Below are 14,674 nucleotides of genomic sequence, written 5' to 3' on the forward strand. Positions count from 1 at the left end.
CTGGGCTCCTGCACTACCAGCCCCCTCCCTTCGCAACTGCTTAGGCTCCTGCGACTCTCGTGGTGACGGTTCGTAGGGTTCGGGACATGACCGCCCAGCCACAGCCGAGGCGAGCCGGGCCGCGCGAGGTCCTGGCCCTGGCCGTACCCGCCTTCCTCGCCCTGGTGGCCGAGCCGCTCTTCCTCATGGTCGATGCCGCGGTCGTCGGTCGGCTCGGGGTCGTCCCCCTCGCCGGGCTGGGCACCGCGAGCTCCGTCCTGCTCACCGCGGCCGGGGTCTTCGTCTTCCTCGCCTACGGCACGACCAGCGTCGTCGCCCGCCAGGTCGGTGCCGGCTCGCCACGGGGCGCGATCGAGGTCGGCACGGGAGGGGTGTGGCTGGCCGGTGGCCTGGGCGTGGTGGCGGCCCTCGTCGTCGGGTCGGCCGCCCGGCCGATCGCAGGGGTCTTCGGTTCCTCCCCCGAGGCGCTCGACCAGGCGGTGACCTACCTGCAGGTCAGCGCCCTCGGGCTGCCCGGGATGCTCCTCGTCCTCTCCGCGACCGGCATCCTGCGCGGCCTGATGGACACCCGCACGCCGCTGGTGGTCTCGGTCTTCGGCTTCGGCGGCAATGCCGCGCTCTCGGCGCTGCTCGTCCTCGGCCTGGACATGGGCATCGCCGGGGCCGCGTGGGGCACGGTCATCGCCCAGTGGGGCATGGCCCTCGCGCTCCTGGCCGTCGTCCTGCACCGGGGTCGGGGGGTGGGCGCCTCCCTTCGCCCGCACATCGGTCGGGTCGTCTCCGCCGCCCTGGACGGCGCTCCGCTGCTCGTGCGCACCCTGGCCCTGCGGGCGATCATCCTGCTCACCGTCTACGTGGCCGCGGGCTTCGGCGACGTCCCGCTCGCCGCCTACCAGGTGACGACGACGATCTGGTCCCTGCTGACCTTCGCCCTCGACGCGCTGGCCATCGCCGGCCAGGCGCTCACCGGGGCCTCCCTCGGCGGCGGCGACGCCGACGGGGCGCGGGAGGCAACGACGCTCATGGTCCGGTGGGGAGTGTGGGGCGGGGTGGGCCTCGGCGTGGTCATCCTCCTGCTGCACCGGGCCATCCCGCACATGTTCACCCAGGACCCGCAGGTACAGGCGGCGATCGCCGGTGGTCTCGTCGTCATCGCCCTCGCCCAGCCCCTCTCGGGGTACGTCTTCGTCATCGACGGGGTCCTCATCGGCGCCGGTGACGGCCCCTGGCTGGCCGGCTCGATGACGCTCGTGCTGATCGCCTACGTGCCGGTCGTCGCCCTGGCGCGCTCCCTCGGTGACGGGCACGGTGACGTGGTCTCGGTCGTCGTGCTCTGGGCCGCGTTCACGGTCTTCATGCTGCTGCGGGGCGCGTGCATGGCCTGGCGCATCCGGGGGGACGCCTGGGCCGTGCTCGGGGCCGAGCGCCCGCGACGGGGGTGACCGCTGAGCGCACCAAAGGTCACGGTTCAGTAAAGGCGGAACCGTGACGGGCATCACGGAGGCCTGTCGGGTGTTGGGTGACTCCTTATGGTGTCACCACTCCTCATACCGACCGCTGAGTCCGGACCACTGAAGTCCATCGAGGACTCGATCAACAGCTTCTTCGAGCCCTTCGCCGTTTGGATCTCCGGGTGGGTCTTCTACGCCTTCCCCATCGCCGGGATCTCGATCCCCATCGTCGTGATCTGGCTCGTGGCCGCGGCCACGATCATCACCATCTTCCTTGGTTTCGTGCAGTTCCGTTCGTTCAAGCTCGCGATCGAGGTCGTGCGAGGCAAGTTCTCCCACCCCGACGACCCCGGCGAGATCACCCACTTCCAAGCACTCTCGTCCGCCCTCTCCGGCACCGTCGGCCTCGGCAACATCGCCGGTGTCGGCGCCGCGATGGCCCTCGGTGGCGCCGGCGCCACCTTCTGGATGATCGTCTGCGGTCTGCTGGGCATGGCGACGAAGTTCGCCGAGTGCAGCATGGGCGTGAAGTACCGGCACCAGAACGCCGACGGCACCTTCTCCGGCGGGCCGTTCAAGTACCTCCCGATCGCCTTCGGCCGGATCTTCGGCAAGATCCCGGCGATGATCCTCACCGGCGCCTTCGCCATCGCCATCTTCGGCTTCGGCGTCGGCGGCGGCAACATGTTCCAGGCCAACCAGACCTTCGTCCAGGCCCGGGACGTCACCGGCGGCAGCGACGGCTTCCTCGGCTCGGACGGAGCCGCACTGATCTTCGGTCTCGTCCTCGCCGGCCTCATCGCCGCGGTCATCCTCGGTGGGATCAAGTCCATCGCCCGTGTCACGAGCAAGCTGGTGCCCTTCATGGGCATCATGTACGTCGTCGCGTGCCTCTTCGTCATCCTCGCCAACGTCGGGCAGGTCGGCTCCGCCATCGGCGCGATCATCGAGGGTGCCTTCACCCCGGAGGCCGGTCTCGGTGGTCTCGTCGGTGTCCTGATCGTCGGTTTCCAGCGTGCCGCCTTCTCCAACGAGGCGGGTCTGGGTTCCGCGCCCATCGCGCACTCCCCGGTCAAGACCCGGCGTCCCACCTCGGAGGGCTTCGTCGCCCTGCTCGAGCCCTTCATCGACACCGTGATCGTCTGCACGATGACCGCCCTGACGATCATCATCGCCGACGCCCCGTCCTTCCGGGACGGCGTCGACCAGGTCATCGCGGGCGAGGGCGTGCCCAACGGCGTCACCCTCACCTCCGACGCCTTCGAGACCTTCCTGCCCTGGTTCCCGATCGTGCTGGCGGTGGCCGTCGCGCTCTTCGCGTTCTCGACCCTGATCACCTGGAGCTACTACGGCGAGAAGGCCTGGGAGTTCTTCTTCGGCCACACGAAGACGTCGCTGAACATCTACCGGTTCATCTTCTGCACCTTCACCGTCATCGGTACGGTCCTGACCTTCAGCCAGGTGCTGACGATCACCGACTCGTTCCTCTTCATCTGCGGCTTCATCAACCTCGCCGCCCTGTACATCCTCCTCCCGGAGATCCGTCAGGACATGAAGGAGTACATCGCCGACCGCAAGTCCGGTCGTCTCTACGAGCTCGGCGCCGAGGACGACGCGCACCTCGCCGAGATCCGTGCCGAGCACGGCAACACCGGTGAGCTGCCCAAGATGAAGGGCACCGAGCAGCGCCACCACACGGAGGAGTGAACCGGCGCTGACGCGCGAAGGGGCCCGGGAGTCACGACTCCCGGGCCCCTTCCGCGTCGTGGCCTGCGGCGGACCGCTCAGAGCACGGAGGGCCGCTCGGCGTCGGCGTAGGAGTACCAGCCGGAGGAGACGAGCGCATCGGCGACCCGCTGCCGGCCCTGCGGTCCCTCGTCGGTGATCACCGCCAGCTCATCGGGGCGAAGGGGGGTCACCGACAGGGCGTCCACCCTCACCCCGTCGACCTCGTAGCCGGTGGAGCGTCCGGGCAGCCGGATCCCGAGGATCACCCCGAGGCGACCGTCCGAGACCCAGTCGGACGGAGCATCCTCTCCACTCACCTCGAGCGAGAGCAGCTCGTGCTCGGCCAGTGCGTCCGTCACGGTCGCCGCCGCTCCGGCGACGGCGCCGGCACACTCCTCGAGTGCGGCGACCAGCCACCGGCCGACCACGGGGTCGGTCTCGGTGAGCTCGATGCTCTCGACGTACAGCTCGAGCCCGAGTGCGGGTTCGCCCGTCGCCCCCGGGTTGCTCAACCCGTCGGTCGTCACGACCCCGGCATGGGCGGTGTTCACCCGGCGGTACGAGGAGACGCCGTCGGGCCACAGGGACGGCTCGTCGGCATCGCTGAGGGAACCGCGGCTCTCGCCGGGCTCGCCGACACCACGCCAGAACTCCTCCCGCAGCTCACGGCACCGGTCGCGTGGATCCGAGGAAGTGGTCATGCCTGCATCCTGCCGCCTACCCGTGTCCGTGCGCAGCCCGGGGGGCGGCAACTGCCCCCTTGCGCACCTCCCCAGGGAGGTGTGTCCCTGTGCGCACGTCCCCAGGGAGTGTCAGCTGGCGTAGCGCAGCTCGACGCGGCGGTTCTTCTCCCGCCCCTGCGGGTTGTCCTCGCCGCCGCGCTCGTTGGGCTCCACCGGGTCGGACTCCCCCCTCCCGCTCACGTCGAGCGAGAGGTCGTCGCGCTCGGTCTCGATGACCTCTGCAACGGAGCGGGCTCGCTGCGTCGACAGCTTCTGGTTGTCCGCGTCCGAGCCGATCGAGTCGGTGTGCCCGACGACCTCGACCTCGGCGTCGTCGGGCAGCTCGGCCACGGCGGCGGCGACCGCGTCCTTGGCGGACGAGGTCAGCGTGGCCTCACCGAAGCGGAAGAGCACATCCGTCTGGAGGCTGACGACGGTCTCGTCGCCGGACTGCTCGACCTCCGGCTCGAAGGTCTCGATGTCGGGCACCGTGATGGCGGTGAGCTCCGGGACGTCGATGCTGACGCGCTGGTCGGCGATCGCGGAGTCGGAGACGGCGGGCAGGCTGTCGATCGTCAACGGCTCGTCGCCGGCCGCGGTCGCGCTCGCGCCCAGCACTGCAAGAGGGAGTGCGACAGCGATGGAGGCGAGAGACCGGTGCAGACGGCTCCTGGGCGTGGGGCGGTCCACAGGGATCACTTCGGCATCGGGACGTCGACGATCTCCGCGCGGGCCGACACGATCTGCAGATCCATCGTCTCCACGCCCTCGCGCGGGAGCGGGAAGGCGGTGAACATGTAGACCGGCTGCCCCAGGGGTGCCTCGACACCGATGTCGCTGCTCGTGAGGTCAGTCACGTTGCGGTACTTCTCCATGTTCTCCATGTCGACGAAGACCGGCCTGAAGGAGTTGTTGCCGAGCAGGTCGAAGGCCGACGTCGACTCGGTGCCACGTCCCTCGCCGGTGAGGCGGAAGGTCGCGAGCATGACGTTGGTGTCCTTGCGCAGCTCGACGAGCTCGACCTTCGTCTCCTCCACCGTGTCGTGGTTGAGCCGGTCCAACGTCACCGAGGCAATCGCCTCCGGCGGGTTCTCCGTGTCGATGTTGGCGGCCTTGGCGCCGTTCTCCTCGGGGTCCCCCTCGGGCCCCGACGACTCGGCTCCGTCGCCCGACCCCGTGGACTGCGAGTTCGAGTCGGACGAGTCGGATGCCTGATCGAGCATCGAGCAGCCGCTCAGTGCGGCGGCGGTGGCTGCGGCGAGCGCGACGACGCGTGTGCGCATGATGATGATGTCCCCTTTGTCGTTCCCTGATGAACCGCTGAGAGGCTAACCCATCGGACCCGCGGCCGCGCGCGATCCATACGGGGACGACGAAGGGGGGTGACCGCCACGACGGGCGGTCACCCCCCTTCGAGGCTCGTGCCTCGCACCTCAGGACAACGCCTTCGGGTGGTGCGTCGTCAGCCGGCGACGACGTCCAGGGCGACCTTTGCCTGCACCTCGGGGTGCAGGCGGACAAAGGCCTCGGCAGGGCCGACGTTCTTGATCGGCGTCGGGATCTCGATCGTGCGACGGTCGATCTCCGGGCCACCACCGGCCCGGATCGCCTCGGCGACCTCACGGCTGGTGACGGCACCGAAGAGACGGCCCGACTCGCCCGCGTGGGCGGTGACCGTGACCTGCTGGGCCTCGAGGTTGCCCTTGATGGACTGCGCCTCCTCGAGGGACTTCACGGCGCGCGCTGCGCGACCGGCGGCGATGGCGTCGACCTGCTTCTGCGCCCCCTTCGTCCACTGCGTGGCCAGGCCACGGCGGTAGAGGAAGTTGCGGGCGTAGCCCGGCTTGACGTCGACGACGTCACCGGGGGTACCGAGGCCGGACACCTCGTGGGTGAGGATGACCTTCATGTCTGCTCCTGTTTCTTCTCGGCCGCGGGATCAGCGGTTGGACGAGGAGTAGGGCAGCAGCGCCATCTCCCGGGCGTTCTTCACAGCGGTCGCGATGCGGCGCTGCTCCTGGACGGAGACGCCGGTGACGCGGCGGGCGCGGATCTTGCCGCGGTCGGAGACGAACTTGCGCAGCAGGTTCGCGTCCTTGTAGTCGATGTTCTCGACCTTCGCCGCCTTCAGCGGGTTGGCCTTCTTCTTGGGCTTGCGCACAACGGGCTTGGCCATCGTGGTGCTCTCCTTCGTGTTCACGAGAGCCCGAGGTTGGTCCTCGGGATGGGGGTGTTGTCAGTGCTCGGCCCGGGCCGAGCGTGAGCGATCGATCAGAAGGGGGGCTCGTCGTAGCTGGGCGCGTTGCCCCAGCCACCACCGGGCTGACCACCCTGGCCACCGGCGGGCTGGCCGCCGAAGCCGGGCTGCGGCTGGGCGCCACCCTGCTGGCCACCGGTCGCCCACGGGTCGGACTGCTGGCCACCGAAGCCGGAGCCGCCGCCCTGCGGCGCGCCTCCGCCCCAGCCGCCACCCTGGCCGCCGCCACCGCCGCGCTGGGTCTTCGTCACCTTGGCGGTGGCGTAACGCAGCGACGGGCCGACCTCGTCGACCTGCATCTCCATGACGGTGCGCTTCTGCCCGGTCTCCTTGTCCTCCCACGAGCGGGAGACGAGGCGGCCGGTGACGACGACGCGCGCGCCACGCACCAGCGACTCGGCGGCGTTCTCCGCGGCCTCGCGCCACACGGAGCAGCGCATGAAGAGCGTCTCCGCGTCCTTCCACTCGTTGGTCTGACGGTCGAAGGTGCGCGGGGTGGACGCAACGGTGAAGTTGGCCACGGCCGCGCCGCTCGGGGTGAACCGGAGCTCCGGGTCAGCCGTGAGGTTTCCGACGACGGTGATGGGGGTCTCGCCTGCCATGGGTTTCCTTCTCGATCGGTGATCGTCTCAGGTGAGGTCCTCAGCAGCTGCTGGGGACCCGGGGAGGACGCCTCAGGCGTCGGCGCGCATGATCTTGCTGCGCAGGACCTGCTCGGAGAGGCCGAGCTGACGCTCGAGCTCCTTGCTCGTCTCCGGCGTGCACGTCATGTTGGCGACGGCGTAGAGGCCCTCGGCCTTCTTGTTGATCTCGTAGGCGAGACGACGGCGACCCCAGTGGTCCACCTTCTCCACGCTGCCACCGTCCTTGGTGACGACGGTGAGGAACTTCTCGAACAGCGGCTGGACGCTCCGCTCGTCGTTCTCCGGGTCGAAGATGACCATGAGTTCGTACTGACGCATGCTGATAACCCGCCTCCTTCGGTCTGTGCGGTCACGGTCTTTCCGTGACAGGAGGGTCTGTGCATCCGTACCGACCCGCCAGACGGCAGATCGGGACAGTTCAGGGTATCGGCTGCACTCCCTTCGCACCAAAGCGTGCCCGGGGAGCAGCCCGGCGGTCAGGCCCGCACCGGCTCCTGTGGACGGGACTCCGGGGCGAAGGGGGCCTGTGGACGGGCGCTCGGATTGTCCACCGGCGTGTACCAGACGCTCCACAGGAGGAAGCACCACGCGATGGCGCGACCGAGGACGACGACCGCGTACCACTCACCCGGGAGGCCGACGTCCGGGTCCGACGTGCCACCGATGTACACCCACAGCGCGCCGGCATGGACCGCCTCGACCGCGACGAACCCGAGGTGGGTGCGCCACGTGACGCCGGCGAGGATCGCGAGCGGCAGGACCCACAGCGCGGCCTGGACCGGCACGGCGGTCCCGGTCATGGCGACCACCGGCACGGCGAAGGCCGCCACCTGCGCCCAGCTCGCCGGACGCCAGGCGCGTCGAGCCATCAGGATCGACCCGACGATCGCCACGAGCCACCCCAGGAGCGCCGTGGCCGGCGACACCCACGCGGGGAGCGGATGGCCCACCAGGGCCGGGATCCTCAGCACCGAGCCGTAGCCCGCGGACTCCGCCCACCAGGACATGAGCGGCCCGGTGACGACCTCGGGCGCCACCAGGAGCAGGAGGATCCCGATCGCCGCGGCGGTGCCGAGCGCGATGGCGGCGGTGCGCAGGGCCGCCGCACCATCCCCCGGGCGTCGTGCGGAGACCAGGAGTGCGACCAGGACGATGCCGACCCAGGCATGACCGGTCAGCCCCAGGCCGAGCAGGACCCCGGCGGTCGTCGACCGTCGTCGGCTGTGTGCGAGCACGGCCCCGAGGACGAGCACGACGACCACGAGGTCCGCGGAGAGCAGGGCCGCGACGACGTAGACCGGCGAGAGCGCCAGCTGGGTCGCCAGGTCGAGGCGCTCCGGCCTGATCCGGGCCACGCACCACACCCCGACCACCGCGCAGACGGCCAGGAGGACCGCCCACATGGCGAAGTACCACCGGGTCGCCTCCAGCCACCCGGCCTCGGACGGGACGAAGCCCCCGAGGAGCGCCATCAACCCCGACACCAGGGGCATCTGGGTCGGCTCCCGACCGGAGGTGAGCCATCCCGTCAGGCCGGAGTCGAGGCCGGCCAGCTGGTACTGCGCCGGCAGGTCGGAGAAGCATCCCCGCCAGAACTGCTCGTCACCGCTCCATCCCCGGGCCACGCAGTGGCCCTGCCTCAGGACGGCCGCCGCCATGGGCACGCCGACCATGGCGAGGATGACCGGGACGAGCCGGCGGGGGGATCGCTGCCGCCCCGCGGCCCGACGCCCGAGCCGTCCGCCGATGACGGCGGTGGCGTCCTGCGGGAGCAGGTCGCCGGGCACGGACTCGCGGGGCACTACCCGGACCCGTTCCCCGTCGTCGTGGCCCCGCCACCCGGCGTCGGCGGCACGGTGAGACTCGGCTCGGGCTCGGTGGTGGTCGTCGACGTCGTAGGCGGTGGCGTCGAGGACGAGGTCGGGCTCGGTGTCGTCGTCGTCGTCGAGGACGACGAGCTCGTGGAGGAGGAGCTGGTCGAGCTGCTCGTGGTCGAGCTGGTGGAGCTGGTCGTGGACGAGCTGGTCGAGCTGCTCGTCGTGGGCTCCGGCGCCTGGGTCGTCGTCGGCTCGGGCTCGGGCGGCGGTGGCGGTGGCGTGTACGGGGTCGGCGCACCGGACGGCAGGTCGGTGTGTGGCTTCTTCTTGACGTTGCCCGGGGGCGGCAGCTGGACGACCGGCTCGCCCTTCAGGGCACCGATCATGTAGTCGGTCCAGATCAGCGCCGGCACCGTGCCACCGGTGATCTCGGAGTACCCGCCGATGTTCGTCAGCTGGTTCTTCTCGACGAGCCTGCCGTCGCCCTTGTACATGCCCACGGCCGTGGCCAGCTGACCCGGCGTGAAGCCGTCGAACCAGGCGGCGTAGTTGTCCGAGGTCGTGCCGGTCTTGCCGCCGAGGGGACGGCCGAGGTCAGCGACCGTCGGGTACCCGGTCCCGCCGGGCTCGTCCACCCGACTCATCGCCTGGATCGCGTCGCGGGTGACGTCCTCGGGGAAGACGCGGCGCACGTCCGGCTTCGCCTCGTAGTCGACGTCCCGCCCACCGGTGCCCGTCACGGACTTGATGTAGTACGGCTCGGCGCGCATCCCCTCTGCGGAGATGGTCGCGTAGGCATTGGCCATGTCGATCACCCGGACCGCGTCGGTACCGAAGACGTTCGAGGGGTCGGTGTTGAGCGGGACGCGCTCGTTGCCCGACCACGCCGTGACACCCGCCGCCTCGGCCGCCTCCGCGGTCGCCTTGGGGGTCGCCGCGAGGTTCAGCTGGGCGTAGTAGGTGTTGATCGACTTCTGGGTGGCCGTGCGCATGTCCACGGGGCCGAAGGAGACGCCGTTGTAGTTGACGACGCCACCCTCTTCCTGGATGTCCGTCGCTCCGGGCCCGTCGTAGATGAAGGCGTCGTCGTAGAAGGGACTCCGGCCGCTGTACTTCGTGTCGAGCGGGAAGCCCTCGCGCAGGGCCGCGATCATGGTGAAGGGCTTCATCGTCGAGCCGGCCTGCATCTTGCCGTCGACGGCGGCGTTGAAGTACCCGTTCTTGCCCTCACCGAAATTCGGCCCGCCGTACATCGCTCGGATGGCGCCGTCACCGGGCTCGATCGAGGCGAGGCCGATGTGCAGGTCGGAGGCCCGCTCCCCCGTGGGACGGTGCTGCGAGACCGCCTCGGCCGCGGACCGCTGAGCGGCCTTGTCGATCGTCGTGACGATCTTGAAGCCGCCGCGGTCGAGCTGGGCGTCGGTGATGTCGAGGTCACGGCGCATCTCCGCCCGCACCTCCTCGGTGATGAAGCCGATGTCGTCGTCACGCGTCTGGGAGCGCTTGGGCGCCGTGGTCTTCGGGAAGGCCGCGTCCTGCCGCTCGGCGGCGGTCATCCAGCCCTGCTCGACCATGCCGTCGAGGACGTAGTTCCACCGCCCCTGGGCCCGCTTCCTCTGCTCCTCGCCGAGCGCGGGGTCGTACAGGGAGGGCGCGTTGACGACGCTGGCGAGCAGCGCGCCCTCGGATGCGGACAGGTCCTCCACGTCCTTGTCGAAGTAGGCCTCGGACGCGGTCTGGATGCCGTCCGCCCCGCGACCGAAGTAGATCGTGTTGAGGTAGTTCTCCAGGATCTGGTCCTTGCTCAGCTCCCCGTCGATCTTGATGGAGATGAGGATCTCCTTGAACTTGCGCAGGTAGGTCTGGTCCTGGGTGAGGAAGTAGTTCTTCACGTACTGCTGGGTGATCGTCGAGCCACCACCGCGGTCCTCGCCGAAGACGACACCGCTCACGGCACGGAGGATGCCCTTGGGCGAGATGCCGCTGTTGTCGTAGAAGCTGCGGTCCTCGGCCGCGATGAAGGCGTGCCGGACCTCCTCGGGCACGTTCTCCAGCTCGACCGACTCGCGGTTGACCTTGGCGATCCGGTCCATCTCCGTCTCGCCGTCGGAGTAGTAGAGGACCGAGGCCTGCGCCACCGCCTGGTCGTTCGGCTCGGGGATGTCGATGACCAGGTACGCGATGACGATCCCCGCGACGCCGAGGGCGACGAGCGCCGCGAAGGCGAGCAGGAGGGTGCGCAGGATGCCCCGCTTCCCTCGGCGGCCGCCGGCGGGGCGGCCCCGCGTGGACGCGCCACGCCGCCGACGTGCGTCGGCACGCGTACGTGGTTTATCGGCCATGGGGACACCTCGTGGGGCGAAGGGGGCAGTCGTGCGCCATCCAGTATGGACGCTCCTCGACATGGGGGTGCACCCGAGGTCGACATATCTTGTCGATACATCGAGTAGAGTTCCCACGTGCGCCGTCGAGAGATGCTCGAGTTCGCCGTGCTCGGCCTGCTCCACGAGAGCCCCCTGCACGGGTACGAGCTGCGTCGACGCCTCAACTCCCGGCTCGGTCCGTTCCGCGCCCTCTCCTTCGGCACGCTCTACCCCTGCCTCGCGGGTCTGCAGGGACGTGGTCTCATCAGCGTCGACCACGAGGAGCCCGGCACCGGGCGGCGTCAGCGGATCACCTACACGCTCACCGACGAGGGGCGCGCCACCTTCGCCGCCCTCGCGGACCGCAGCGACCCCGGGAGCTGGGAGGACGACGCCTTCGACGTGCGGCTGGCCTTCTTCGCCCGCACGGAGCGGGAGGTCCGGCTGCGGATCCTCGAGGGTCGCCGCGCCCGGCTGGCCGAGCGCCTGGCGGCGATGCGCAGCGACGACCCCGCCGGCGAGCGTGCGGACCGCTGGACCAACGCCCTTCGCACCCACGGCGAGGACTCGACCGAGCGGGCGCTGGCCTGGATCGAGGACCTCATCGAGACCGAGCGGCAGGCTCCCCGGGTCCGCCCGGGCAGCCTGACCGACCCCGGACACCCCGCCTTCAACCCACCACGGACCCAGCCACCCACCAAGGAGAACCCATGAGTTCCATCCGCGTCGCCATCGTCGGTGTCGGCAACTGTGCCAGCTCCCTCGTCCAGGGCGTGCAGTACTACCAGGACGCCGACCCGCAGGGGAGCGTCCCGGGTCTGATGCACGTGACCTTCGGTGACTACCACGTCTCGGACGTGCAGTTCGTCGCGGCGTTCGACGTCGACGACAAGAAGGTCGGCAAGGACCTGTCCGAGGCGATCAACGCCTCCGAGAACAACACGATCAAGATCTGCGACGTGCCCACCACCGGGGTCGAGGTGCAGCGCGGCCACACCCTCGACGGGATCGGCAAGTACTACGCGGAGACCATCGACGAGTCCCCCGCCGCGCCGGTCGACGTCGTGAGGGCTCTCGAGGACGCCGAGGTCGACGTGCTCGTCTCCTACCTGCCGGTCGGTTCGGAGGAGGCGGACAAGTTCTACGCGCAGTGCGCCATCGACGCCGGCGTCGCCTTCGTCAACGCCCTGCCGGTCTTCATCGCCTCCGACCCGGAGTGGTCGCAGAAGTTCGAGGACGCGGGCGTGCCGATCATCGGTGACGACATCAAGAGCCAGGTCGGCGCGACGATCACCCACCGCGTCATGGCGCGCCTCTTCCAGGAGCGTGGCGTCGTCCTCGACCGGACGTACCAGCTCAACGTCGGCGGCAACATGGACTTCAAGAACATGCTCGAGCGCGAGCGCCTGGAGTCGAAGAAGGTCTCCAAGACCCGGGCCGTCACCTCCAACCTCAGCCACGACCTCGGCGCGCGGAACGTCCACATCGGCCCCTCGGACTACGTCCAGTGGCTCGACGACCGCAAGTGGGCCTATGTCCGTCTCGAGGGGCGCGCGTTCGGCGACGCCCCGCTGAACCTGGAGTACAAGCTCGAGGTGTGGGACTCCCCCAACAGCGCCGGCATCATCATCGACGCCATCCGCGCGGCCAAGATCGCCAAGGACCGCGGCATCGGTGGCGCCCTGCTCTCCGCGAGCTCCTACCTGATGAAGTCCCCGCCGGAGCAGCGCGAGGACACCGAGGGCCGCCGCCGGCTCGAGGCGTTCATCACCGGCGACGAGCCCCGCTGACGCCCCCGCCGGGGCGAGGTGCAGGTTCCGCGGCGAGCGCGCCCCGGGACCACGATGGCGAAGGGAGTGGCCCGCCCGGGCCACTCCCTTCGCCCGTGCCCTCGGCAGTCGGTGAGACAAGCCACCACCGCTTTCGTACAGTGACCCCCATGACCGCGATGAGCAGGGGACGTCCGCGCCGGAAACCTGTGAAAGGGGTGGTGGGCGCGGCCTCCGGGGCCGCGCTCCTGCTGTCCGGGCTCGCCGTGGCGACGCCCGCTCACGCCGAGGGCGAGGTGCCGATCCTCGGACAGGTGAAGGCCGTCTCGTGGGATGACACCCCGGAGACCACCATGGATGTGCTCATCAGCGTCCACGGCGTCCGCCGAGTCGATGGCGCGACGATGGTCTACTACTCCGCCGGCTACACCCCCGATTCGACACCGGGGTCCGACCGGCAGGAACTGACGCACGCCTTCGGCTTCGAGTCCACGATGTCCCCCCTCCATGAGGACGGAGAGCGGTTCGGCGACGTCGCTGTCCTCGACGTGCCGGACGGGAAGGCGTACACGACGCTGTACAGCGGCGATGAGCCCACGGAGCTCAGCGCCTCCGACTGCATCTGCCAGTCCTGGACCGACGCGCTGCCGGACGAGCCGCAGCCCGGTCAGGCCTACGTCGGTACGGCTGCGGTGCCCCCGGTCCCCGACGACGTGGACACCGTTGCGCTCCGCGTCCTCGGGCACTTCTTCACCGACGTGCCCGTCGAGGACGGACCGATGGAGCCGGTGGCGGACACGGAGGAGCCGATCACCGTGGGGATGGGCTGGCCCGAGGTCGACACCGAGGCCATCTCCGCCGTTGCCGAGCCGTCACGGTTCGTGCTCCCCCTGACCACCCATGAGGTCCTCGAGGGCTCCGCGATCAGTGAGCGCAAGGAGTCCGACTCCCGGTCGCTGGACTTGTCGGCCGATGTCCTCTTCGCCGTCGACAAGGCCACCCTGACCAGCAAGGCGACCAAGGAGATCCGGGAGGCGGCAGAGAAGGTCGAGGCGGCCGACGTGAAGGGCCGCATCTCTGTCACGGGCCATACCGACTCCAGCGGCGAGGAGGACTACAACCAGGACCTGTCCGAGCGCCGCGCGGAGTCCGTGGCCACGGCCCTGGGGGACCTGCTGCCCTCCGGCTCGAAGATCACCACCGACGGCAAGGGCGAGAGCGAGCCGATCGCCAGCAACGAGACCGACGACGGCAAGGCACTCAACCGCCGCGTGACGATCACCCTCCCGGGAGCCGAATGATGACCCGCAGTACCAAGCTGGCCACCGTCACCACCGCAGCGCTGCTCGCCCTGGCCCTGTCCGCCTGCTCCGGCGACTCGGACACTCCGGAGGGATCCAGCAGCAGCTCCGGCACCGCCAGCAGCCCGAGCAGCGAAACCACCGACGCCGCCACCGAGGACCGTAGTGCCGAGGTCTTCGACTCCTACGAGGAGGCGAAGGTCGTGGGCTCCACCTCCGGCAAGGTCAACCTTGGGGTGGGCGGTACCGACCCGCAGGTCGGAGGCGAGGAGGTGACCTTCGAGGTGACCGGAGTCACCGCCTCGGAGGGTGCGACGACCCTGCACTACCAACTGCTCGCCGACGAGGAGGTCGCCTTCCGGGTCAGAGGTGAGTTCTGGAGCCAGCAACCCTCCCTGCGGGTGCCCGGCTCCGACGTCCGGATGCAGTCGGTGACCGCGAAGCTGCCGGAGCTCGATGGCGAGAAGAGCGATGTCTGCGCCTGCACCGCGGTGTACAGCGCGCTCACCGAGCCGCAGCCCCAAGAAGTCGTCTACCCGCCGCTGCCCGAGGATGTCCAGGAGGTCGAGGTCATCCTCCAGGAGCTCGACCCGGTGACCGTGCCCGTCAGCCGGTAGTCGCC

General features: G+C 69.8%; 15 protein-coding genes. 6 read left to right on the forward strand and 9 right to left on the reverse strand.

Annotated elements, in window-relative coordinates; translation table 11 throughout:
* Positions 1–86 precede the first annotated feature (86 nt).
* Both O9K63_RS12115 and O9K63_RS12120 read left to right on the forward strand, forming a co-directional pair.
* Positions 87–1,442 carry an MATE family efflux transporter gene (locus tag O9K63_RS12115; RefSeq protein WP_277238180.1) on the forward strand — a complete coding sequence of 452 codons (1,356 nt, stop codon included), beginning with the start codon at positions 87–89 and terminating at the stop codon, positions 1,440–1,442.
* An 87-nt stretch (positions 1,443–1,529) separates the two neighbouring features.
* Entirely contained in the window at positions 1,530–3,158 is a 1,629-nt protein-coding gene (locus O9K63_RS12120; RefSeq protein ID WP_277238181.1) for an alanine/glycine:cation symporter family protein, read from the forward strand.
* A 77-nt stretch (positions 3,159–3,235) separates the two neighbouring features.
* Here the strand turns inward: O9K63_RS12120 and O9K63_RS12125 are convergent, their stop codons facing one another.
* The 9 genes from O9K63_RS12125 to O9K63_RS12165 form a co-directional block, all read right to left on the reverse strand.
* Positions 3,236–3,880 (reverse strand): hypothetical protein, encoded by a 645-nt coding sequence (locus O9K63_RS12125; protein WP_277238182.1) that lies wholly within the window; start codon positions 3,878–3,880, stop codon positions 3,236–3,238.
* Positions 3,881–3,991: 111 nt separating this feature from the next.
* Positions 3,992–4,519, reverse strand: coding sequence for an OmpA family protein (locus O9K63_RS12130; protein ID WP_277238183.1), 528 nt, complete (start codon positions 4,517–4,519; stop codon positions 3,992–3,994).
* A gap of 77 nt (positions 4,520–4,596) precedes the next feature.
* Complete coding sequence (locus O9K63_RS12135; RefSeq protein ID WP_277238184.1) at positions 4,597–5,184, reverse strand: hypothetical protein; 588 nt, start codon at positions 5,182–5,184, stop codon at positions 4,597–4,599.
* A gap of 179 nt (positions 5,185–5,363) precedes the next feature.
* Positions 5,364–5,810, reverse strand: coding sequence for a 50S ribosomal protein L9 (rplI, locus tag O9K63_RS12140; protein WP_277238187.1), 447 nt, complete (start codon positions 5,808–5,810; stop codon positions 5,364–5,366).
* Positions 5,811–5,840: 30 nt separating this feature from the next.
* The gene (gene rpsR, locus O9K63_RS12145; RefSeq protein WP_159298264.1) at positions 5,841–6,077 is read right to left on the reverse strand and encodes a 30S ribosomal protein S18; all 237 of its coding nucleotides are present in this window, start codon (positions 6,075–6,077) and stop codon (positions 5,841–5,843) included.
* Positions 6,078–6,172: 95 nt separating this feature from the next.
* Entirely contained in the window at positions 6,173–6,760 is a 588-nt protein-coding gene (locus O9K63_RS12150; protein WP_277238189.1) for a single-stranded DNA-binding protein, read from the reverse strand.
* A gap of 72 nt (positions 6,761–6,832) precedes the next feature.
* A complete protein-coding gene (rpsF, locus tag O9K63_RS12155) occupies positions 6,833–7,120 on the reverse strand; it encodes a 30S ribosomal protein S6 (protein WP_277238191.1) in 288 nt (95 codons plus the stop codon).
* Between the two features lie 158 nt (positions 7,121–7,278).
* Positions 7,279–8,604, reverse strand: coding sequence for a hypothetical protein (locus O9K63_RS12160; RefSeq protein ID WP_277238193.1), 1,326 nt, complete (start codon positions 8,602–8,604; stop codon positions 7,279–7,281).
* Positions 8,604–10,961 carry a transglycosylase domain-containing protein gene (locus tag O9K63_RS12165; RefSeq protein ID WP_277238194.1) on the reverse strand — a complete coding sequence of 786 codons (2,358 nt, stop codon included), beginning with the start codon at positions 10,959–10,961 and terminating at the stop codon, positions 8,604–8,606. Before O9K63_RS12165 ends, O9K63_RS12160 begins: the two co-directional genes overlap by 1 nt.
* A gap of 117 nt (positions 10,962–11,078) precedes the next feature.
* Between O9K63_RS12165 and O9K63_RS12170 the strand changes: the two genes are divergently transcribed.
* The 4 genes from O9K63_RS12170 (at position 11,079) to O9K63_RS12185 (ending at position 14,669) form a co-directional block, all read left to right on the forward strand.
* The gene (locus O9K63_RS12170; RefSeq protein WP_277238195.1) at positions 11,079–11,696 is read left to right on the forward strand and encodes a PadR family transcriptional regulator; all 618 of its coding nucleotides are present in this window, start codon (positions 11,079–11,081) and stop codon (positions 11,694–11,696) included.
* Positions 11,693–12,772 (forward strand): inositol-3-phosphate synthase, encoded by a 1,080-nt coding sequence (locus tag O9K63_RS12175; protein ID WP_277238197.1) that lies wholly within the window; start codon positions 11,693–11,695, stop codon positions 12,770–12,772. Before O9K63_RS12170 ends, O9K63_RS12175 begins: the two co-directional genes overlap by 4 nt.
* 149 nt (positions 12,773–12,921) lie before the next feature.
* The gene (locus tag O9K63_RS12180) at positions 12,922–14,052 is read left to right on the forward strand and encodes an OmpA family protein (protein WP_277238198.1); all 1,131 of its coding nucleotides are present in this window, start codon (positions 12,922–12,924) and stop codon (positions 14,050–14,052) included.
* Complete coding sequence (locus O9K63_RS12185; protein WP_277238201.1) at positions 14,052–14,669, forward strand: hypothetical protein; 618 nt, start codon at positions 14,052–14,054, stop codon at positions 14,667–14,669. The genes O9K63_RS12180 and O9K63_RS12185 overlap by 1 nt, the downstream gene beginning before the upstream one ends.
* Positions 14,670–14,674: the final 5 nt, after the last annotated feature.

This window comes from Janibacter cremeus, from assembly GCF_029395675.1.
GTDB lineage: Bacteria > Actinomycetota > Actinomycetes > Actinomycetales > Dermatophilaceae > Janibacter > Janibacter cremeus_A.